The organism is Massilia paldalensis, from assembly GCF_044901715.1.
GTDB lineage: Bacteria > Pseudomonadota > Gammaproteobacteria > Burkholderiales > Burkholderiaceae_D > Telluria > Telluria paldalensis.
On the sequence record NZ_JBJCIU010000001.1, the window covers coordinates 890,844 to 910,852 of the forward strand.

Annotated in this window: 17 protein-coding genes; 4 read left to right on the forward strand and 13 right to left on the reverse strand. The window is 68.1% G+C overall.

Features of this window, described 5'->3' with window-relative positions; translation table 11 throughout:
- Positions 1-24: 24 nt before the first annotated feature.
- Positions 25-1,479 (reverse strand): MFS transporter, encoded by a 1,455-nt coding sequence (locus ACI1V7_RS04110; RefSeq protein ID WP_404530467.1) that lies wholly within the window; start codon positions 1,477-1,479, stop codon positions 25-27.
- Positions 1,480-1,650: 171 nt separating this feature from the next.
- Between ACI1V7_RS04110 and ACI1V7_RS04115 the strand changes: the two genes are divergently transcribed.
- Both ACI1V7_RS04115 and ACI1V7_RS04120 read left to right on the forward strand, forming a co-directional pair.
- Positions 1,651-2,529 (forward strand): LysR family transcriptional regulator, encoded by an 879-nt coding sequence (locus ACI1V7_RS04115; protein WP_404530468.1) that lies wholly within the window; start codon positions 1,651-1,653, stop codon positions 2,527-2,529.
- Between the two features lie 203 nt (positions 2,530-2,732).
- A complete protein-coding gene (locus ACI1V7_RS04120; RefSeq protein WP_404530469.1) occupies positions 2,733-3,035 on the forward strand; it encodes a putative quinol monooxygenase in 303 nt (100 codons plus the stop codon).
- Positions 3,036-3,128: 93 nt separating this feature from the next.
- Here the strand turns inward: ACI1V7_RS04120 and ACI1V7_RS04125 are convergent, their stop codons facing one another.
- Complete coding sequence (locus ACI1V7_RS04125) at positions 3,129-3,524, reverse strand: winged helix-turn-helix transcriptional regulator (RefSeq protein WP_404530470.1); 396 nt, start codon at positions 3,522-3,524, stop codon at positions 3,129-3,131.
- 98 nt (positions 3,525-3,622) lie between these two features.
- On the opposite strand from ACI1V7_RS04125, the gene ACI1V7_RS04130 reads away from it, so the two are divergent.
- Positions 3,623-4,351 (forward strand): SDR family NAD(P)-dependent oxidoreductase, encoded by a 729-nt coding sequence (locus ACI1V7_RS04130; RefSeq protein WP_404530471.1) that lies wholly within the window; start codon positions 3,623-3,625, stop codon positions 4,349-4,351.
- Positions 4,352-4,402: 51 nt separating this feature from the next.
- On the opposite strand, the gene ACI1V7_RS04135 is transcribed toward ACI1V7_RS04130, so the two are convergent.
- Together ACI1V7_RS04135 and ACI1V7_RS04140 are read right to left on the reverse strand one after the other, a co-directional pair.
- A complete protein-coding gene (locus ACI1V7_RS04135; protein WP_404530472.1) occupies positions 4,403-5,554 on the reverse strand; it encodes an FAD binding domain-containing protein in 1,152 nt (383 codons plus the stop codon).
- Positions 5,555-5,609: 55 nt separating this feature from the next.
- On the reverse strand, positions 5,610-6,827 hold the full coding sequence (locus ACI1V7_RS04140) for an MFS transporter (RefSeq protein WP_404530473.1): 1,218 nt from the start codon (positions 6,825-6,827) through the stop codon (positions 5,610-5,612).
- Between the two features lie 348 nt (positions 6,828-7,175).
- On the opposite strand from ACI1V7_RS04140, the gene ACI1V7_RS04145 reads away from it, so the two are divergent.
- The gene (locus ACI1V7_RS04145) at positions 7,176-9,893 is read left to right on the forward strand and encodes a putative bifunctional diguanylate cyclase/phosphodiesterase (RefSeq protein WP_404530474.1); all 2,718 of its coding nucleotides are present in this window, start codon (positions 7,176-7,178) and stop codon (positions 9,891-9,893) included.
- 13 nt (positions 9,894-9,906) lie between these two features.
- On the opposite strand, the gene ACI1V7_RS04150 is transcribed toward ACI1V7_RS04145, so the two are convergent.
- The 9 genes from ACI1V7_RS04150 to ACI1V7_RS04190 all read right to left on the reverse strand — a co-directional run bounded on the left by ACI1V7_RS04150 (position 9,907) and on the right by ACI1V7_RS04190 (position 20,006).
- Positions 9,907-10,566 (reverse strand): LuxR C-terminal-related transcriptional regulator, encoded by a 660-nt coding sequence (locus tag ACI1V7_RS04150; protein WP_404530475.1) that lies wholly within the window; start codon positions 10,564-10,566, stop codon positions 9,907-9,909.
- Entirely contained in the window at positions 10,559-12,799 is a 2,241-nt protein-coding gene (locus tag ACI1V7_RS04155) for a xanthine dehydrogenase family protein molybdopterin-binding subunit (RefSeq protein WP_404530476.1), read from the reverse strand. Before ACI1V7_RS04155 ends, ACI1V7_RS04150 begins: the two co-directional genes overlap by 8 nt.
- Complete coding sequence (locus ACI1V7_RS04160; protein ID WP_404530477.1) at positions 12,796-13,257, reverse strand: (2Fe-2S)-binding protein; 462 nt, start codon at positions 13,255-13,257, stop codon at positions 12,796-12,798. Before ACI1V7_RS04160 ends, ACI1V7_RS04155 begins: the two co-directional genes overlap by 4 nt.
- Positions 13,254-14,549, reverse strand: coding sequence for a c-type cytochrome (locus ACI1V7_RS04165; protein ID WP_404530478.1), 1,296 nt, complete (start codon positions 14,547-14,549; stop codon positions 13,254-13,256). The genes ACI1V7_RS04160 and ACI1V7_RS04165 overlap by 4 nt, the downstream gene beginning before the upstream one ends.
- A gap of 45 nt (positions 14,550-14,594) precedes the next feature.
- On the reverse strand, positions 14,595-16,226 hold the full coding sequence (locus ACI1V7_RS04170; protein WP_404530479.1) for a methyl-accepting chemotaxis protein: 1,632 nt from the start codon (positions 16,224-16,226) through the stop codon (positions 14,595-14,597).
- 142 nt (positions 16,227-16,368) lie between these two features.
- A complete protein-coding gene (locus ACI1V7_RS04175) occupies positions 16,369-17,472 on the reverse strand; it encodes an alkene reductase (protein WP_404530480.1) in 1,104 nt (367 codons plus the stop codon).
- Between the two features lie 105 nt (positions 17,473-17,577).
- Complete coding sequence (locus ACI1V7_RS04180) at positions 17,578-18,303, reverse strand: ABC transporter ATP-binding protein (RefSeq protein WP_404530481.1); 726 nt, start codon at positions 18,301-18,303, stop codon at positions 17,578-17,580.
- Positions 18,290-19,033 (reverse strand): ABC transporter ATP-binding protein, encoded by a 744-nt coding sequence (locus ACI1V7_RS04185; protein ID WP_404530482.1) that lies wholly within the window; start codon positions 19,031-19,033, stop codon positions 18,290-18,292. The genes ACI1V7_RS04180 and ACI1V7_RS04185 overlap by 14 nt, the downstream gene beginning before the upstream one ends.
- Positions 19,023-20,006 carry a branched-chain amino acid ABC transporter permease gene (locus tag ACI1V7_RS04190; protein ID WP_404530483.1) on the reverse strand — a complete coding sequence of 328 codons (984 nt, stop codon included), beginning with the start codon at positions 20,004-20,006 and terminating at the stop codon, positions 19,023-19,025. Before ACI1V7_RS04190 ends, ACI1V7_RS04185 begins: the two co-directional genes overlap by 11 nt.
- Positions 20,007-20,009: the final 3 nt, after the last annotated feature.

Consider the following 20,009-nt stretch of genomic DNA (forward strand, 5'->3'; position numbering starts at 1 on the left):
GGCGCCGTTGAAAAAAAACGTGGATCAAGCGCCGGAAACCCGGCCTTGCGCGGCACTGGCGACAGGACGGCGGGCGAGCGTCGTGCCAAGCACGACACCGGCACCGAGGCAGGCAGCGATGCACAGGGCGGCGACGACGAAGGCGTGCGCGATCGCCGCCGGGTCGTGCCGTCCGCCGAGGACGGTATAGAAGATCCCGCCGATCAGGGCCACGCTGAGCGCCGTGCTGACCTGCAGGGTCGAGCTGGCGATGCCGGCGATCATTCCGGAGTAGGCGGGCGCCACGCGGCCCGTGATCATCTTCATCAGCGTCGGCAGGCCGAGCCCCTGTCCGAAGCCGATGCAGAACAGCAGGGCGGCAAGCGGGGTGGAGGCCGGCGCCATGCCGTCCGGCGTCGCGGACACCAGCCATGCCAGGCCGAGGAAGCCCGCGGTTTCCAGCGCCATGCCGACCGGATTCACCCACTCGCCGAGGTGCCGGCGGAAAGACGGAGTGGCCAGGGGCCCCAGCAGGAAGCCGGCGCCGAACGGCAGGAACACCAGGCCGGCATCGAGGGCGCTGACGTGCAGGGCGTTCTGCAGATAGACGGAAAACAGCAGGAAGAAGGAACCGATCGCATAGAAGGACAGGGCGATCAGCAGGGCGCGGCCCAGTCCGGGCGCGCGCAGGGCCGCGGGATCGAGCAGGGGCGCGCCGCCGGCCTGCGCGAGCCGGCGTTCGTAGCGCCAGAAGAACCGGGCCAGCAGCGGCGCAGCAGCCAGCGACAGCCAGGACCACCAGGGCCAGCCGGCCTCGCGGCCTTCGATCAGCGGCACGATCAGCAGCGCCAGCGTCAGCATCGACAGGGCCATGCCGCCCGGGTCCAGCCTGCCCCGGCCTCGCTCCGCGGTCCGTTTCAACAGGGGGATGCCGAACAGGACCACGAGGATCGCCACCGGCAGGTTGACGAGGAAGACCGCGCGCCATCCCATGCCGAACAGGTCCAGCGCAATCAGGACGCCGCCCAGCGCCTGACCGATGACCGAGGCCAGCCCGAACACGGCGCCGTACAGGCTGAGCGCCAGCGGCTTTTCGGATTCCGGAAAGATGGCCTGGATGGAGGCGAGCGCCTGGGGCGCCATGACCGCGGCCGTGATGCCCTGCAGGGCGCGCCCGGCGACGAGGGCCCAGGGCGACCAGGCGATGCCGCACAGCAGCGACGCGGCCGTGAATCCCATCAGGCCGAGGAAGAACACGCGGCTGCGGCCGAACAGGTCGCCCAGTCTACCGCCGGTGATCAGCGTCACCGCGTACAGCGCGGCATACGCGGAAATGACCAGCTGCTCGGCCGAGGACGACGTGGCCAGGTCGCCCTGGATGGAAGGCAGCGCCACGTTGACGATGAAGAAGTCGAGCGGCGGCAGGAAGGAGCCGACCAGCAGGATGGCGAACATCGCCCAGCGGCGCGGTTCGGGTGGGACGGAATGATGTCGTGACATGGGGCCTCCTGGAGGAACCCGTCGGTTCCCTGTCAAGCGATGTGCGTCGGTTTGCGAATGAGGCTGGCCCGAGCCGGGCTAGCGTCGATGGGCCTCATCTTGCGGCGTACAGCGTTGTCTGTGAACTGCCATCGATGTATATTTCACGTACATTTTTGTACGGGACCGACCATGGAGTGGAGCGACGTTCGGATTTTTCTCGCGGTACTGCGCAGCGGCTCCTTCGGCGAGGCCGCGCGGACACTGGGCGTGAGCCATCCGACGGTAGGGCGCCGCATCAAGGCGCTCGAGGACGAGGCGGAGCAGCCGCTGTTTCGCCGCACCAAGGAGGGGCTGGTGCTTACGGACGCCGGGGACGCCGTGCGGACGCTGGCGGAAACCATGGAAGATTCCGCGCTGGCCATGGAGCGGCGCCTGGCGGGCAACCACGGGCGCCTCGAGGGCATCTTGCAGATCTCCGCGGCAGAATGGTTTGCCGGCTATGTACTCGCCCCCGTCCTGGCCGAACTGTCGCGCCGTCATCCGGCCGTGGTGCCGGAGGTGATCGCCAGCTACCGCCTGTTGAACCTGGCGCGCCGCGAGGCCGACGTCGCTTTTCGCATCGTGCCGTTCAGCGAGCCGGACATCGTCCAGCGCCGCCTGATGCACATTCCCTACGGGCTGTATGGCGCGCCCGACACGGTGTCCGCCATGCGGAACGATCCCTCATCGGTGGGACTGATCCTCATGAACACGGCCCAGTCCCATTTTCCCGACGTCGCATGGCTGCTCGATCGCTTCCCGCAGTCGCGGCGCGCGTTCACCAGCACCAGCCGGGCCGTCCAGGCCCGGATGTGCGTGCGCGGCCTCGGCATCGCCGTGCTGCCCAGGCCGCTGGGCGATGCCACCGCCGGATTGCAGCGTATCGACACGCCGGAACCGCCGCCGGGCAGGGACGTCTGGGTTGGCTACCATCACGACCTGCGGCACATGGACCGCCTGCGCGCGATGATGGACATCGCCGATGCGATGCTGTCGGACGCCTCATCTGCCGAAATTGCCGCGCAGTGAGCAATCGGACGAGGTCATCGCTGCGTCACCGGACCCCGTTCGGGACGCGCGGCGCTGATTCGATGTCGGTCCTTTGCTGATAGACTGGTTCGCGACACGCGAAGAAGGAGGCTTCGCCGCACATGGTGGCGGTCCGGTCCTCAGGGCATCGGACACGCTGGAATGGGGGTGAACGATTTCCAATGAATGACAGGAGATACATCATGGTCAAACTCGCGTTGTTCGTGCGTCTGGAAGCCAAGCCAGGGATAGAGCAAGACGTGGAGCGCTTTCTGTTGAGCGGTCTTCCTCTCGTCCAGGCGGAGCCAGCCACCACGGCATGGTTCGGTCTGCGCCTGGGACCGTCGACGTTCGGCATCTTCGACGCGTTTCCCGATGAGGCTGGAAGGGAAGCGCATCTGTCCGGCCAGGTCGCCGCCGCGCTCATGGAAAAAGCGGGCGAGTTGTTCGCCACGCCGCCGTCGATCGAAAAGATCGACGTTCTCGCGGCAAAGTTACCGGGCTGAGCAGGCCTGGCGCGTCGACGGAAATTCTATTCGACATCGCCGGGACCAGTCCTTCCGGCGCCGACGTCGATCGTCGTTCTCACACGTGTCCGGTCACGACCGCGTTCCTGCGGCCAGGTCGTCGGCGCCCCGGCCGTCGTAATCCACTTGCGCCCGCTCGAGGGCCCCGCCATGCTGCCTGGCCCAGCTCACCAGGGCAGTAAATGGATCCTGCAACGTCCGTCCCAGCGGCGTGATCGCGTACTCGACCGCCACGGGTGAGGAGGCGATCACGCGACGGCTGACGAGGCCGTTGCGCTCGAGCCGGCGCAGCGCCTCCGTCAGCGCCTTGTGCGTGATCGGATCGAGCCTGCGCTTGATGGCGTTGAAGCGCGCCGGTTCCGTGCACAGCACCGTCAGGATCAATACCGACCATTTGTTCGCCACCTGTTCCAGGATGGGGCGCGTGCTGTTGATCTCGGCGAGCAGCGCCGCGATATCGGTCGCCATGTGGTTTCCTTTCGTATATCTAATGTAGATAAGGTGCGTAATTGACACCAAATATACGAAATGTATCATCGGCCGTCCACCTTTTATCTGGAGCAGCCATGTTGAAACTCGAAGGAAAAATCGCCCTGGTGACGGGCGGCGGCAGCGGCATCGGTCTCGCGGTCGCACGCCGCTTCGCGCAGGAAGGCGCCCATGTGTTCATCACGGGCCGGCGCGAAGCGCAGCTGGCCGAGGCGGTTGCGCAGATCGGCGGCCGGGTCGAGGCAGTCGCCGGCGACCTCACCAGCGCCGCCGACCGCGCCCGCCTGTTCGAGACCATCCGGGCCCGGGCCGGCCGTCTCGACATCCTCGTGAACTCCTCGGGCGTGGCCGAGCACGCGAGCCTGGACGAGACGACGGAGGAGCATGTCGACCGCGCCTTCGGCCTGAACGTGCGCGCCATGGTGTTCACGGTGCAGCAAGCGGTCCGGCAGATGGGCGAGGGCGGCGCGATCGTCCTGATCGGCTCGATCGCGGGCAATATGGCGAATCCCGGCTATGGCAGCTATTCCGCCAGCAAGGCCGCCGTACGCGCGTACGCCCGCACCTGGAACACCGAGCTGGCGCCGCGCGGCATCCGGGTCAACACGCTCAGTCCCGGCCCCACCGATACGCCGATGTTCGACCAGGCCAGCGAGGAGGTCCGGCAGACGCTGGGCGCGCAGATACCGGCCAGGCGCCTGGGCAATCCCGACGAGGTGGCGGCGGCGGCCCTGTTCCTTGCTTCGGACGAAAGCAGGTACGTCGGCGGCGCCGAACTGGTCATCGATGGCGGCATGTCGGCGTAAGATGCTTCCGCTGCTGCGGGGGGCAGAGCACCACTGCATGGATCGATAGCGTCACGAACCTTCCCAGCCGTCGATGCCCATGATCTGGTTGCCCATGCGCCGCCCCCAATCCGTCATGGCGCGGCCGCCGCGTAACTGCAGCATTTCCCATTCGCGCAGCCGCTGTTCGATCGGCAGGTCGGTACGCTGTAGGGACTGCGCCAACGCGAGTGCGTTGGCGGCGGCCTTGGCGGCCCCGCCGGCGGTGTGCGGGCGCGGCACGAACGCGGCGTCGCCCAGCAGCACGGTGCGGCCGAACATCATGCGCGGGACCGCGAGGTCGAGGATCGCCTGGATGAAGGGTTCGGCCGTGCGGTGGACGAGGGCGCGGAACGGCGGCGCAAGCATGGCGTCGGCATCGGCGCGCAACAGCGCCGCGGGCGCATCGGGCAGCGCGCCCGGCGGCAGAGAAAATGCATGCGGCTTGCCGTCGCGGTCCGTCAGCAAGGCGGGCAGCCGATCCTCGTCGACCGTGCGGAACCAGACCCAGTTCCAGCGCCGCCGGCCAGGCGCGGTGTCGCCATCCTGGCCGGGCACGCCGTATTCCAGCAGCATATGGCCGGCGCCATGCTGGAACGCGAACACGCCGTCCAGCAGCGCGCGGTCGCGTGGCTCGAGCGCTTCCTCGGGCACCAGGCCGCGCCACGCCACGTAGCCCGCGTAGGAAGGGTGGACCTCGGGCAACAGTTGGGCCCGCACCGTCGAACGGGCACCGTCGGCGCCGATGAGGAGGTCGCCGGTTTCGACGCGACCGCTGGCGAAATGGGCGCGTACCTGGCCGCCTGCCTGTTCCATCCGTACCAGCGTTTCGCCGGCATGGACACATTCGTCCGGCACCGCGTCGCGCATGACGCCGTACAGCATATTCCACGAGGTCTGCGTCTGCGGCTGCCAGCCGCGTTGCACGACGTTGCCCATGCGGTCGAGGAAGATACGATCGCCCGATTCCACGCCAAGCGTGCCCGGAAGCTGCAGTCCGGCGAAATGGAAAGCATGCAGCACGTCGGGTTGCAACACCAGGCCGCCGCCACGGCTGTCCAGCGCATGCGGGGAGCGTTCGAACACGTCGACGCGCCAGCCGATGGCCCGCAGCGTCGTGGCGGCCAGCAGTCCCCCGAGGGAACCGCCGATGATCAGGGCGCGCGGCGCCAGGTTGTGGTTCATGCTGTGCTCCCGAGGAGAAGCAGCGCGTGGCGGATGCCCGCGCCGTCGTGCCGGTTCAAGCCACCTTGCCCGCGGTTTGCGGACGGCCGAACAATTCGCCCAGCCAGACCAGCAGGGCCGCGGCGGGGAAGGCCATGCCGGTGAACAACGCGGCAGTCCAGCCGTAGTGGGCATACACCCAGGCGCCCGCTGCCGAGCCCAGTGCGCCGCCGGCGAAGAACAGCGCGAAGTAGATGCCGTTCAGGCGGCTGCGCACTTCCGCGCCCAGGCTGAAGATGGCGCGCTGGCCCAGCACCAGGTTCGCGGCCACTGCCATGTCCAGGATGATCGAGGCGACGGCGAGCACGCCGATGGCGAGCGGGCGCGAGTCCGGCTGGTACAGCGGCAGCGCAAACCCGATGATGCCGAGGATGAGGCTTGCGGCCGTCGCCGGCAGCGTATGGCCCGCGTCGGCCAGGCGTCCCGCCACCGGCGAAGCGACGGCACCGGCCATGCCGACCAGGGCGAAGATGGCGACGCCCGTCTGCGACAGGTGGAATTGCGGGCCTTCGAGGGCCATCGGCGCGACGGTCCAGAACAGGCTGAAGCAGCCGAACAGGCCGGCATGGTAGGCGGCGCGGCGGCGCAGCACGGGCGTCGTCGCCAGCAGATGCCACAGGGAGCCGATCAACTGGCCGTACGACAGCTTGTGCGTCGGCACGCGCTGCGGCAGTTTGCTGCGCAGAACGAATGCCAGCACCAGAACGGCCACGGCGGCGGCGCCGAACACGGCGTGCCAGCTGGCGTGGTCGGCGATCAGGCTGGCTGCGGGACGGGCCAGCATGATCCCCAGCAGCAGGCCGCTGACGACCTTGCCCACGGCCTGGCCGCGCGTTTCCTCGCGTGACAGGTGGGCCGCGAACGGTACCAGGATCTGCGCAGCCACCGAGCCCAGGCCGATGCCCAGGGAAGCGGCCAGGAACAGCCAGGCGTTGGTGCTGAAGGCCGCGGCGGCCAGGGCTGCGGCGGTGGCGAGGAGAGCAGTGAAGACGAGCTTGCGGTTTTCCAGCAGGTCGCCGAGCGGCACGATGAACAGCAGGCCGAGCGCATACCCGATCTGGGTCAACGTGACGATCAGGCCGGCCGCTTGCGTGGACAGGCCGGTGGCGGCGCTGATCGGGCCGACCAGCGTCTGGGCATAGTAAAGGTTGGCGACGATCAGGCCGGCCGAGACGGCAAGCAGGCGGACCATGCCCGGAGAGATATCCGGAGCGTGTTTGACAGGTGTATGCATTTGGTGTTCCTCGATGATTGGATGTTCCTGGCGAATCGGATCTACGCTCGCGGCCACTGTCGACGCATTCTCGTGGCCGGTAGCGATTCGATGGGCAAATTGTAGTCCTGTTGATCGCGTGAATTCATTGCACTCAGCGCAAAGCTGTTCCCCAAGCGAAAAAGATTATCGATCGATAAATAAGGCCTATAGTGAGGCGTGGTGATGCGCGCGTTGAGCGCTGCATCCTGCTTGCCACACTGCTGTTCGCGGCACCGGTTGTTTCCACTGCGCCGATCGTTACGACGGCGGATCCTTGCGTCACGCCGGCCCCACGGGCCGTCTGACGCGCAATGACGAGAGGTATTCATGAGGCGCGAAACAAATGACGAACCCGGGACCGGTCGACATGACTTCAGGGAATGGCTGGGCTGGACGGTCCTCGTCGCGGCCGTCGGGCTGCTGTGCGCAGGCTTGATCTGGTCCCAGCGCAAGGACGCGATGCACGAGGAGGAGCAGCGCATGACGGGGCAGACGACCGTTATCGGCCACAATCTGGTGCGCCAGATGGGCGCCGTACGCAGCGTGCTCGGCGACGTGCGCGCCACCATCCTGCAGCGCGACGACGGCTGCGCGACCGCCTGTCAGCATGCGGCGATGCATGCCCTGCGCGGCGCGATGCCCGGCGTGCGCGTCCTGATGCTGGTGGAGCGTGGCGGACATGTCGTGTTCGCCGATGCGGAGCCCGGCGAGCCCGCGCAGGCGAGCCGCGGTTTTCTTGGGGACCTTCATCGCGCCGTCTCGCCCGACATCATGTACCTGTCGGCGTCGATCGAGCCTGGCCATCCGGGCATTGAGGTGCGTGCCACCTTGCCGCTGGCCGCCCATGGCGCCGGGCGCGGCCAGGTGCTGGTCGCCATCCTCGACCCGCAGTACTTCGACGTCGCCATGCGCTCGGCCTTGTATGCTCCCGACATGACGAGCGCGGTCACCAGCGACGACGGCACGCGGCTGCTGTTCGTGCCGTACGACCGCCAATTGCCCGTGTACGATGCGCCCGGGCACACGGCGTTCTATGTCCGCCATCTGCGCAGTGGCGCATCCAGCACGGTCATGCAGGGCCCGCTCGGCAAGGGAGGTGAGCTGCGACTTGTGGCCCAGCGAACCGTCGATGCCGGCGCGCTCCGGCTCGACCGGACGCTGGTCGTCAGCGTCAGCCGCAGCATGGCGGCCGTACGTGCACCATGGCGGCGCTCCTTGTGGATGTGCGGCGCGGCCTGGATGGTACTGGCGTCAGCCGGAAGTATCGTGCTATTCCTGCGCCAGCGGCGCCGTCGCCGGTTTAACGCCATCAGCCACCGGCACGAAGCCGAACGGATCGCAGGCGCCGAACGGATCGAGCTCGCCCTGGATGGGGCGAACCTGGGATTGTGGGAACTGTGCCTGCAGACCGACCGCGTGCAACTCGACGTACGCGGCCTTGCCATGCTCGGCTATACCGCCTTCGACCACGCGCCGATGGACGGCCGCTGGCTCGACCAGGTCCATCCGGAAGACCGGCCCGGCGTCGAGCGGGCGCGTCGCAGGGCCGCTATCCAGGGTGAAGCCTACGACGTGGAGTACCGCATGCGGCACCATGGTGGACAATGGATCTGGCTGCTCAGTCGCGGCAAGGTCGTCGCACGCGACGGCGCCGGCGCCGCCATTCGGCTGGCGGGGACGTACATGGATATCGGCGCACGCAAGCAGGCGGAAGCCGAGATCGTCCGGCTGGCGTTCTATGACGGCCTCACCGGCTTGCCCAACCGCCGCCTGCTGCTGGACCGGATCGAGCAGGCCCTGGCCAAGAGCGATCGCGCCCGGACCTTCGGCGCCGTGCTGTTCCTCGATCTCGACAACTTCAAGAGCTTGAACGACACGCTTGGCCATCAAGCGGGCGACAGTCTGCTGAAGCGGGTGGCGATGCGCCTCCAGGACGCAACGCGCGATACCGACACCGTGGCGCGTCTGGGCGGCGACGAATTCGTCGTGCTGCTCGAGGGCCTGGGCAGTTCCGCCGGCGAAGCGGCGCGGCATGCGCAGCGGGTCGCGGACAAGATCCTGCATGCGCTGGGACTGCCGCACACGATCGACGGCCACGACATCCGCAGCACGCCGAGCATCGGCATCGCCATGTTCGGCGCCGGCACGCATTCCGTCGACGACTTGATCAAGCAGGCCGACATGGCCATGTACGAAGCCAAGGCAGTCGGCCGCAATGCGGCTCGCCTGTTCGACCCCGCCATGCAGGTCGCGGCCGACCAGGGCGTCGTCCTCGAGGCCGGCCTGCGCCATGCCCTTGCCGCGCGCCAGTTCGTCCTGTACTACCAGCCCGTGTTCGACCAGGGTGGCCGGATGGTCGGCGTCGAAGCGCTGGTACGCTGGCTGCGGCCCGGCAAGGGCGTCGTCGGGCCTGCCGAATTCATCTGCCAGGCCGAGAAATCCGACCTGATCGTCGAGATCGGCGACTGGGTTCTCGAGGCGGCGTGCCGCCAGCTTGCGTCCTGGCAGGGCGATGCAGCGACACGCATGTTGACGGTGGCCGTCAACATCAGCGCGCGTCAGGCGCGCCGGCCCGACTTCGTGGAGCGGGTGCTGGCGGCCCTGTCCGCCGCGGGTGCCGTTCCACGCCTGCTGAAACTGGAGTTGACCGAAAGCATGCTGCTTGCGGACGTGGACGACATCGCCGGGAAGATGCGCCTGTTGAAAGCCAAGGGCATCGGTCTGGCGCTGGATGATTTCGGGACAGGATATTCGTCGCTGAGCTACCTGGCACACCTGCCGCTCACCCAGCTCAAGATCGACCGCTCGTTCGTGCGCGATATGCTCGTCACGCCGAACGCGGGAACGATCGTGCAGACCATCGTTACGCTTGCGCGCCAGCTGCAGCTCGACGTGGTGGCCGAAGGCGTCGAGACCGAACAGCAGCGCGCCGCGCTGATCGAGCGAGGATGCACCAGTTTCCAGGGCTTCCTGTTCGCGGCACCGGGTCCGGTCGAGGCGCTGCGCCGCTGGCATCCGCAAGCCGTCGCGCTCGCGGAACATTAGCGACGGCTCCGGGTCAGGCGGATCCCGCCGTGGCGGGTGAAATCAAGCCATGGCTGATGCCAAGCGCCACGGCATGCGCGCGGTTGCTTGCGTCAAGCTTGTCGAGCACGGCGCGGAGATGGGACTTGACTGTGGTCTCGCCGATGCAGAGCAGGTTGCCGATGGCGCGATTCGACAGGCCGCAGGCGACCTGGCGCAGCACGTCGAGTTCGCGCATCGACAAGATGCGCGGATCGCCGGTTGGGGCTGCGTCGCGCAGGGTGTCCCCCAATGGATCGGCGCCCGTATGGACGGTGCGAATCGCAGCGGCCAGCGCCGGGCAGTCGGCGGTCTTCAGCAGGTAGGCCGCGGCACCGGCGCCATGGGCAACGCGCATGCGTACCGTGCCACCGCTGTCGGCCAGCACCACGATGCGGGCATCCGCCCGAAGGCGCCGCAAGGCATGGAGTTCGCCGAAACCATCGGCGCCCGTTGCCTGGGGCGCCAGCACGGATACATCGGGCCGGTGCGCGTCGAAGCAAGCGACGGCACCGGCACCGCTGTCCGAGACGGCGACGATGTCGATGCCGCCTTGCGCGGCCAGGCAGTGCGCGACGCCGACCCGCATCAGCGGGTGGTCGTCCGCGATCGCGACGCGGATCCGGCAGGCGCCGGCATCCACGCGTTCAAGCATCCTGCTGCAGCAGCGGCAGGTCGTGGCGGCGCTGTCCCGTCAGCTGCGCCAGGGCGTTGGCCAGGGCTGCGGCCATCGGGCCCTGCGCCGCTTCCGCGACGCCGAGGAAGGGCGCACCGGGCTGGTCGAGCAGCGCGACGTCGATCCGTTCCGGCACGCCGGAAAAGCGCAGGATCGGATAGCTGCTCCAGTCGAAACTGGCGATGCCGCCGGGACCGTAGCGCAACTGCTCCTGCAGGGTCCAGCTGGCCGACTGGATGACCGCCCCTTCCAGCTGGTTGCGCGCGCCGTCCGGATTGACGACCTGGCCGCAGTCGGCCGCGCAGGCTACGCGCAGTATACGCACGCGGTTCAGGTCCGGCTCGAACGCCAGTTCCACGGCAATGGCGACATAGGCCATGAGGTTCTTGTACTGCGCAAACCCGAAGCCGTAGCCGCGGCCGTGCGGCGCCCGCGCGCCCGTCTTCCAGCCGAACATGGCGGCGGCGCGCGCCACCACGGCCTGGGCACGGGGCTGGCTGCGCAGGTGGTCGAGACGGAAGCGCACCGGATCGGCGCCGGCGACGGACGCCAGCTGGTCCATCGTGCTTTCGATGGCGGTTACGTTCAGGTGGGCGCCGAGCGAACGCATGGCCGAGGTGCGCAGCGGCGTCACCGGCAGGAAGTGGTTGACGACGCGCGCGTTCGGGATATCGTAGAGCGGCAGCGCATTGCGGTCGCCCCCGCCTTCCGGCTGCGGCATCGGCAGGGAAGGGCTCGGTTGGAACGGCTTGGCCAGCAGTTGCGCCGGTACCAGCTTGCCGGCGTTGCCGGGACGTTCGTTGTGCGAGCCGCTCCACAGTTCGTAGTGCCAGCGCTCGATGCGTCCGTCCGCGCCCAGTCCCGCGCTGACGGTCGATACCATCGCCGGCGCGTACGGTTCCCACAGGTTTTCCTGGTCGCGCATCAGCTGTACCCGTACCGGCATTCCCGGCACTGCGCGTGCCAGCAGCGCCGCATCGGCGGCAACGTCGTCGGCGCCGTTCTGCCCATAGCAGCCGGAACCCTCGGTATGGATGCAGCGTACGCGCTCCAGCGGCATGCCGACCAGTTCGGCGAGCGCGGCGCGCAGCGGATACACGCCCTGCGTATGGGTCCAGACTGTCAGGATATCGTCCCGCAGCAGGCCAACCGCGCACGACGGACCGATCGAACCGTGCAGCACATACTGCTTGGTGTAGCGGGCGGTGACGGTGGAGCGGGCCGAGTTGGCGGCATCGGGAGCACGGCCCCGGTCAAGGATGACGATGTCCTGGGAGGGCAGGGACTGCAGCGTGGCATGGATCGCGTCCGGCTGCGGCAAGGCATGGCCGCCCTCCCAGCGAGCGCCCGCGGCCAGGGCGTTCATCGCGGTCACCGCCGGCCATTCGTCGTCCGCCAGGACCGCGAGGTAGCTGCCGTCGCGGACCACCTGGCGCACGCCAGCCATGCGACGCACCGCGGCCAGGTCGGCCTGGACGAGGCGTGCGCCCGGGCGCGGCGGACGCACGACGCGTGCGTGCAGCATGCCGGGCAGGCGCATGTCCTGGACATAGGCGGCGCCGCCCGTGACCTTGGCCGGGATGTCGACCCGCGGCAGGGACTTGCCGATCAGGCGATAGGCGGCGGGATCGCGCAAGGGCGAATGCTCGCTGGCCTGGCGGTGCAGGCCGGCGCCGTCCAGGCCGGCCAGCGCCTGGCCGTAGTGCATGGAGCGCCCGTCGGGGGCGACGACGCGGCCGCGCCGCAAGATCAGGCGCTCCGGTTTTTCGTGCCATCGAGAGGCGGCGCCCTGGCGCAGCAGGGCCGCGACTTGGGCCGACGCATGCAGCAGCGCCGCGCCACTGTCGGCGATCGTATGGCTGCCGGCCGTGAAGCCTTCGTTGGGCGTCAGCGCGGTGTCGCCGCCGATGTAGCGGATGTCGGCCGGGTCGAGCTCGAGCTGTTCGAGCGCGATCTGGATCAGTGCGGTCCGCACACCCGTGCCAAGTTCGACCTTGCCGCTGCAGACTGTCACCTTGCCATCGCGGTCCACACGGATCCACGCATCGAGCAGCGGCGTGCGTTTCAAGCTGCCGGCCAGGCGGGGATTGGCCATCCCGGGTACGCCCATCGCGTTGAACTCGGCGCGGGCGGCGGCGGGCAGCAGAGAGAAGCTCATGATCAGGGCGCCGCGCCTGAGCAGCGCGCGGCGTTGCAGATCCGGGGCGCTCATGCCGCGCCTCCGGCCACGTCCTGGATGGCGGCAAGGATGCGGTGGTGGGTCCCGCAACGGCAAAGATTGGGTTCCATATGAGCGCGGATCTGCTGTTCGGTGGGGTGCGGATGCCGGTCCAGCAGCGCCTGGGCGCGCGTGATCATGCCTGCGATGCAGTAGCCGCACTGGGCCGCCTGGTGGCGGATAAACGCGGCTTGCAGCTTGCTGGGCCGGTCCGCGGTGCCCAGACCCTCGACGGTGCGCACGGTGCGGCCCTCTACGGCGGCCAATGGCGTCAGGCAGGAAAAAGCGGGCTCGCCGTCGAGGATGACGGTGCAGGCGCCGCACTGGCCCATGCCGCAGCCGTATTTGGCGCCGTTCAGCTGCAGTTCGTTGCGCAGCACGTACAGCAGCGGCGTGGCGGGATCGGCGCGCAGCGCATGCGCCTTGCCGTTGACGGTGACCTTGATCGTCATGGTTGGGACTCCTTGCGCAGCTTGGCGCTGGTTGCGGCGACATCGCGCCAGGCGGGTTTGGCGGCGAGGCCGGTGCGCACGTAGGCGGCCAGTTGGCCGACCTGCTCGTCGGTCAGCGTGGATGCGAACGGCGGCATGTAGACGGAGGACTGCGGCGCCCACGGTATGCCGTGCAGCACCGTCTGCACAAAGTTGTCGGGCCGGTCGCCCAGTACGGCGCTGCTGCGCGCCAGGCCGGGACGGCCGTCGATGCGCATCATCGGCGCGGACGCGGCGTGGCAGCCGGCGCACGCGGCCGTGAAGAGGCGTGCGGCCTGCGGATCGGGAGCGCTGGCGGCGACGTCGCGGACCGGTGCCGCAACCGGCGCCGACGCCGGCTTGGCTGGCGCAGGTTCCTGGATCGACATGAGGTAGGCCACGATGGCCTCGACGTCCTCGCGAGGCACGGTGGCCATGCGCTCGGCCACCGGGCGCATCGGGCCCTTGGCGGCGCCATGCGCGCGCGATAGACCGCCGCGCAGGTAGTCGACCAGTTCGTCGTGGCGCCACGGCGCGGAGCCCTGCGCCAGCGTCGTCAACGCAGGCGCATCCCAGCCGTCGATGTTCCCGCCCTGGAACGCCGGACGGCGTTCTCCGCCCATGAGGTTCAAGCCGCTGTGGCAGGATGCGCAATGGCCAAGCGTATCGACCAGGTAGCGTCCACGTGCCACAGGCGTGGGCTGCGCGGTCGGGACCTCGGCGGGGAGGGGGCCGGGACGCAGGTACAGCAGGTTCCAGAACGCCAGCAGCGGGCGGAAGTTGAGTGGGAAAACGAGGGCGTTGGGCGGCTGCGTCACATGGACCGGCGCCCGCGACATCAGGTAGCCGTAGGCCAGGTCGATGTCCTCGTCCGACATACGGGTGTAATGAATGTACGGGAAGGCGGGATAGAGCAGGTGGCCGTCGCGCGCCACGCCTTCGCGCAGCGCGCGCCGGAACGCTTCTGCGGACCAGCGGCCGATGCCCGTCTCGGGGTCCGGCGTGATGTTGGTGCTGTATATGGTGCCGAACGGCGTCCTGAGGCCGAGCCCGCCGGCGTAGGCCGCGCCGTCCTTTGCGGTATGGCAGACCATGCAGTCGCCGAGTGCGACGATGCGCGCACCGGCCGCGAGGCGGGCCGGCGCGGGCAACTTCTCACTCGCCGGGATGGCGGCGAGCGGTGCGATGGGTGCGCGATGCGCCAGCGCATATAGTGCGCCCAGCGCGAGGACCAGCGTAGCAGCGGCTGCGCCGGCAAGGGGGCGAATCTTCATCTTGTTTCCATGCGAGTAAAAATACGTCGGGCGTGTACGACGGCGTCAGGCAATCGCCGTCCGCGCCGGGGTGTTCCTGGCCGTCCGTGCGGCCGGCTGCGCCGGGGGGGGCGCGGCATCATCGCGCCTCCCGAGCCGGAAGCTGCTGACGAGCGCCGTCATGGTCGTCGCCTGGTCGTGCAGGCTGCCTGCCGCGGCGGCGGCTTCCTCGACCAGGGCGGCGTTCTGTTGCGTCACCGCGTCCATCTCGGTGATGGCGATGTTGACGTGGCCGATGCCGGTGCGCTGTTCGGCCGACGCCTCGGTAATCGCTGCCATCATGGTCGCCATACGTCCCACGCTGTCGACGACCTCGCCCATCGTGATGCCGGCGCGCTCGACCATCGCGCTGCCCGTGCCGATGTTGCGCACGCTGTCGTCGATCAACACCTTGATTTCCTTCGCCGCCGCCGCGCTGCGTTGCGCCAGGTTGCGCACCTCGGATGCGACCACTGCGAAGCCGCGGCCCTGATCGCCGGCACGCGCGGCTTCGACGGCGGCGTTCAGCGCCAGGATGTTGGTCTGGAAGGCGATGCCCTCGATGACGCCGATGATCGCTTCGATACGGCCGGCGCTGCCGTTGATGGCGGCCATGGTGTCCACCACTTGCGCAACTGCCGCGCCGCCGCGCTGCGCGATCCCGGACGCGGAAGCGGCCAGGGTGTTGGCGTGCCGGGCATGCTCGGCGTTGTTGGCGACGGCCTCGGTCAGCTGTTCCATCGAGGCGGCGGTTTCTTCCAGCGAGCTGGCCTGCGATTCGGTGCGGTTGGACAGGTCGATGTTGCCGGAGGCGATCTGCGACGATGCGGCCGCGATGGCCTCGGCGCTGGTCCGGATCGCGCCGATCATGCCGGCCAGGTTCTCCTGCATGGTCTTCATCGCGTACAACAGGCTGGAACGATCGGCGGCGCCGGTGGCCACGGTCATGCCGAGGTCCTTGGACGCGATCCTCATCGCCACCTCGACGGCATATTCGGGACTGCCGCCGAGGGTACGGTGCAGGCTGCGGTTGACACCGATGACGATGGCCGCGAGCAGCACGCAGACGGCGCCGGCCACCAGCGCGGCGGCTCCCAGGGAATCGAAGAACGCGGCATTGATGTCGTCGACGTAAACGCCGGTCACCAGCACCCAGCCCCACGGCTTGTAGCTGACGATGCGCGCCAGCTTGGCCGAGGTGCCGGAATGGCCGGGCCGCTGCCACAGGTAGGACAGGAAGCCCTCTCCGGCCGGCGAGGAGGCCAGGGCGGCGATCTCGCGGAACACGTACACGCCGTCGGGGTTGCGGAACCCGCTCATGTCCTTGCCGTCGTTGGCGGGGTTGCCAGGATTCTGGATGGCGCGCCCCTGCAGGTCCATCAGCGCCACGTAGCCATCCTCGCCATAGCGCAGATTGTTCAGCACGGCCTTTGCCTGTGCCTGCGCTTGCGCGTCGGTGAGCCGGCCCGCGGCGGCGTCGGCGGCAAAGCCCCGGACGGCCGACAGGGCGACCTTGCTCACGTCCGCCAGGTCGGCGCGACGCTCGCTGAAGCGCAGGTCGCGCGCCTCCAATACCTGGAAGATCGATACAGCGCACAGGCAGGCAAGGCTGGCGACCAGCGGCAGCCATAGTTTTTGTCGAAACGTGAAGCGTCCCATGTGGGTCCCTTATTGATCGTTTGATTTATGAGGTGACATGCATCAAAAGGAGAAATAGTGATTCACGTCAATAAATCTAAGAATAAATGATCGATCGATTACTAACAAGATGTGGATGCGCGAATTCGCATCCACGCCACAGTCAGGCAGCGGACGCCAGCTCGTCGTAGTCCAGGTAACCGCGCGCGCCCCCGCCGTAGAACGTGAACGGGTCCGGCTCGTTGTACGGGCCGCCCTGGCGGATGCGCTCCACCAGGTCCGGATTCGCGATGAAGCGTCGGCCGAACGACACCATGTCGGCCTTGCCGGACGCCACCAGGGCATTGGCGCTGTCCGGATCGAGGCCGCCGTTGGCGATGATGGCACCCCGGAAGTTGGGCCTCAGGATCGCAAGGATGCGCTCCATGTCGGGCGCGCCGCCCCAGGCATTGGTGTCGGCCGCATGGATGTAGGCGATGCCTGCTGCGCTCAGCAGGCGCGCAACGTAGGTGTAGGTTTCTTCGGTCGCCGGATCGGTTGCATTGTTGTAGGCGGCGAACGGGGAGATGCGCACCCCGACCCGGTCCGCCGGCACCTCTTCCAGCACCGCGCGCAGCAACAGGTCGAGGAAGCGCACGCGGTTCAGCAGGCTGCCGCCGAACAGGTCGGTGCGGCGGTTCGTATGCGGGGACAGGAATTGCTGCGGCAGGTAGCCGTTGCCGGCGTGGATCTCGACGCCGTCGGCGCCGGCGCGGATGGCGTTGCGCGCGGCCGCGCGGAATTCCTCGATCGCGAAGTGGATCTCGTTGATGTTCATTTCGCGCGCGGGCGATGCCGCGATGCGCGTGTAGAAGCCGTTCTCCAGCGCGCCGTATGCCTGCAGCAGGTGCAGGTCGTCGTTGACCGCAGAAGGCGCCAGCGGCTCGCGGCCGTCCAGCAGTGCATACGAGCTGGCGCGGCCGCTATGCCACAGCTGGATGAACAGGTTGCCGCCATTTGCATGCACGGATTCGGCCACGCGGCGCCAGCCCAGCACCTGCGCCTGGTTGTGGATGCCCGGCGCCAGTTCGAATGCGGCCGAGTTGCGCGACACGTTGGTGGCTTCGCTGACGATCAGGCCCGCGGACGCGCGTTGCGCGTAATAGGCCGCGTTGGCGCTGGTCGGTACGCCGTCGTGGCCGGAACGCGCGCGCGTCACCGGCACCATCGCGATGCGGTTCGGCAGGACCAGGGGGCCAAGGTGAAAGGGAGCGAGAAGGTTGTTCATGAGAGACTCCAATGGAAGAGGCGTCCACTGTAACTGCCGGCCGCGCCGCCGATAAGCGGGCCGCAGCCGACAACACTATTGCGCCTGGAGCAAAGATGAGCCGAGTCAGACGGCGCAATAGCGCGCCTGGATGTCCGCGTCCGCCAGCATGGCGTCGGCGCGACCGCTGTGGACGATGGCGCCCTGATCGAGGATGTAGGCGCGGTCGGAGATGCCCAGCGCCGTTTCGACGCTCTGCTCCACCAGCAGGATCGTCTTGCCGTCGCGCTTGAGCTGCGCGAACAGCGCGAACATCTCGTCGACCAGTACGGGCATGATTCCTTCCGACGGCTCGTCGAGAAGAATCATGGCGGGATCGGACGCGAGCGCGCGGGCAATCGCCAGCATCTGCTGCTCGCCGCCGGACATGGTCACCGCTTCCTGGCCGAGCCTTTCCTTCAGACGCGGGAAGGTGGCGGCGATGCGTTCGACGATGTCGCGTTCTTGTTTCATCTTCCCGGACGCGACGATCCCGAGACGCAGGTTCTCGAGCACGGTCAAGCCAGGCACGATGCGACGCTCTTCCGGCACGTAGGCCAGGCCCAGTCGGGAACGCGCGTGGGCCGGCCGGGACAGCAGATCCTGCGCTTCGAACTCGACGGTGCCGCGGGTCTTCTTCAGCAGGCCCATGACGCTCTTGAGCAGCGTGGTCTTGCCGGCGCCGTTGCGGCCGAGCAGCGCGACGACTTCGCCGCGGGCGATGTCGAGCGAGACATCCTGCAGGATATGGCTGCTGCCGTACCAGGCATTCAACTTGTCGATCTTGAGCATGGCGTCCTCAGTGTTTGCCAAGGTAGACGCGCCTGACGTCATCGTTGGCGCGGATGTCGGCGGGCGTGCCGGTGGCCAGCAGCTCGCCGTGGTGCAGGACGACGATGCGGTCGCTGATCCCCATCACCATCTTCATCTTGTGCTCGACCAGCACGACGGTGCGCTGCGCGGCCAGACGCTGTATCAGGTCCATCATCGTGACGGTTTCCTCCGGACTCATGCCGGCGGTCGGCTCGTCCATCAGCAGCAGCTTGGGGTCGGCAGCCAGGGCGATGGCGATCTCCAGTGCACGCTGCTGGCCGTGCGCGAGCTCGCGGGCAGGGCGCGCGGCATGCTGGCCGATGCCGACCGCCTGCAATAGCGCGTTCGCGCGCGGCGCCAGGTCGAGGGTGTCGCGGCGGCGCCAGAAGTTCATGCGCGCCACGCCCGCCTGCAGGGCGATACAGACGTTGTCGAGCGTGCTGAAGGCCGGGAACACGTTGGTGGTCTGGAACGACTTGGCCACCCCGAGGCCGGCGAAGCGGTGCTGGCGCAGGCCCGACACGTCGATGCCGTCGAACACCACGCGGCCCGCCGACGGCGCGACGCTGCCCGACAGGACGTTGAAGAAGGTGCTCTTGCCGGCGCCGTTGGGGCCGATGATGGACGTCAGCTTGCCGCGCTCGAACGCGACCGACACGTCGTTCAGGGCGATGAACTTGCCGAAGCGGCGCGTCAGGCGCTCCGTGCGCAGGATGATGTCAGCGGCCATGGATCTTCTCCAGAATCGTGCCCCATACCCCTTTCGGGAAGAACAGGACGAAGAACATGAAAACGGCGCCCACGTACAGTTGCCAGTGCTCGGTCCACAGCGAGAACGTGTCCTGGATCAGCAGGAACAGCGCGGCGCCGACGAACGGCCCGAAGAACGTCCCCATGCCGCCCAGCAGGCAGATCATGACGACGAGGCCGGACGTTTCGTAATGCAGGCTTTCGATCGCGACGCTGGACAGGTGGATCGCACCGAGCGCACCCGCCAGTCCGCACAGGCCGCCCGACAGCACGAAGGCCAGCAGCTTGGTCTGCTCGACATCGAAGCCGCATGCGCGCGCGCGGGCCTCGTTTTCCCGGATGGCTTCGACGGCGCCGCCGAACGGCGACTCGAGCACCCGGGACAGGGCCAGCAAGGCCACGGCGACCACGGCGAGGAAGGCCAGGTATTTGGCGGTCGGGTCGAGCAGGTCGATGTGCAGGCCGGCCAGGCGGACCTGTGCGACGTTCACGCCGCGCAAGCCGTTCTCCCCGCCGGAGCGGGGAAACTGGTAGACGAGGAAATACACGCATTGCGACAGCGCCAGCGTCACCATGGCGAAATAGATGCCGCGCGTGCGGATCGCCAGCAGGCCCATCGCCAGCGCGAGGATGGCGGCGGCCAGCACCGCCGCCGGCAGTGCGATCCACCATGGCAGGGCCTCCTGTGCGATCAGGATCCCGGCACAGTAGGCGCCGATGCCGAACAATGCCGCATGGCCGAACGACAGCATGCCCATGTACCCGAACACCAGATTGAAGCCGACGCCGAACAGGCCATAGATCAGGATGTTGACCGCGACCGATCCGTTCGGGACCAGCCAGGGCAGCGCCAGCAGCACCAGCACGCTGGCAAGCACACGGTGGGCGCGGATGCGATCGAAAAGAGGGCGCGTCGTGCCGACGCGTTGCAGGATATCGGTATGCACGTTCATCGT